This is a genomic window from Rhodohalobacter halophilus, assembly GCF_001715195.1.
Taxonomy (GTDB): Bacteria; Bacteroidota; Rhodothermia; order Balneolales; family Balneolaceae; genus Rhodohalobacter; species Rhodohalobacter halophilus.
On record NZ_MDWE01000088.1, the window covers coordinates 1 to 1,189 of the forward strand.

Sequence of the window (1,189 nt, forward strand, 5' to 3'; positions counted from 1 at the left end):
AGTCAAGTATTTTGGTTACAACTCCGGCACCTACGGTTCGGCCACCCTCACGGATCGCAAACCTCAGACCTTCTTCCATCGCTACCGGCTGAATCAGCTTCACTGAAAGCTTCACGTTATCGCCGGGCATCACCATCTCCACGCCATCAGGAAGCTCACACGCCCCGGTTACGTCGGTGGTTCGGAAGTAGAACTGCGGGCGGTAGCCTTTGAAAAATGGCGTATGACGGCCACCCTCATCTTTGCTCAGTACGTATACCTCACACTCAAACTCTTTGTGCGGGGTAATGGAACCGGGCTTGCAAAGAACCATACCGCGCTCCAGCTGCTCCTTATTAATGCCTCGAAGAAGAATCCCGGCATTATCCCCGGCCTCCCCTTTGTCCAGCAGCCGGCGGAACATCTCAATACCGGTTACCACACTCTTCATCGGATCTTCTACAATCCCGACAATCTCAATCTCATCGTTCAGGTTAACCACACCACGCTCAATACGCCCGGTGGCTACCGTACCACGACCGGTAATCGAAAACACATCCTCAACCGGCATCAGGAACGGCTTGTCAACATCTCGCTCAGGGGTTGGAATGGTCTCATCCACAGCCTTCATCAGCTCAACAATCTTCTCTTCCCACTCAGCTTCACCGTTCAGCGCGCCCAGGGCAGATCCCTGAATCACAGGAATGTTGTCCCCGTCAAACTCATAGGAGGACAACAGCTCACGAACTTCAAGCTCTACCAGCTCCAGAAGCTCCTCGTCGTCTACCAGGTCTACCTTGTTCATAAAAACAACAATCTGCGGTACACCTACCTGGCGGGCAAGCAGAATGTGCTCGCGCGTCTGCGGCATCGGTCCGTCGGTAGCCGCAACCACCAAAATCGCACCGTCCATCTGAGCCGCACCGGTTACCATGTTCTTCACATAGTCGGCGTGACCCGGGCAGTCTACGTGTGCGTAGTGACGCTCATCGGTTTCGTACTCAACGTGCGCCGTTGCAATGGTAATCCCACGCTCACGCTCCTCAGGTGCATTGTCAATATCTGCAAATTGCTTGGCAACCCCACCGTAGGTCTTCGCCATTACCGTGGTAATCGCTGCCGTTAATGTCGTCTTGCCGTGGTCTACGTGACCAATCGTCCCTACGTTCACGTGCGGCTTACTCCGCTCAAACTTCTCTTTTGCCATGGT

1 protein-coding gene is annotated in these 1,189 nt (G+C 54.2%); it reads right to left on the reverse strand.

The genetic code is table 11. From position 1 onward, the window contains the following. On the reverse strand, positions 1 to 1,186 hold a 1,186-nt coding region (gene tuf / locus BG260_RS13840), incomplete at its 3' end, for an elongation factor Tu (RefSeq protein ID WP_069133549.1). Between the last annotated feature and the right edge of the window lie 3 nt (positions 1,187 to 1,189).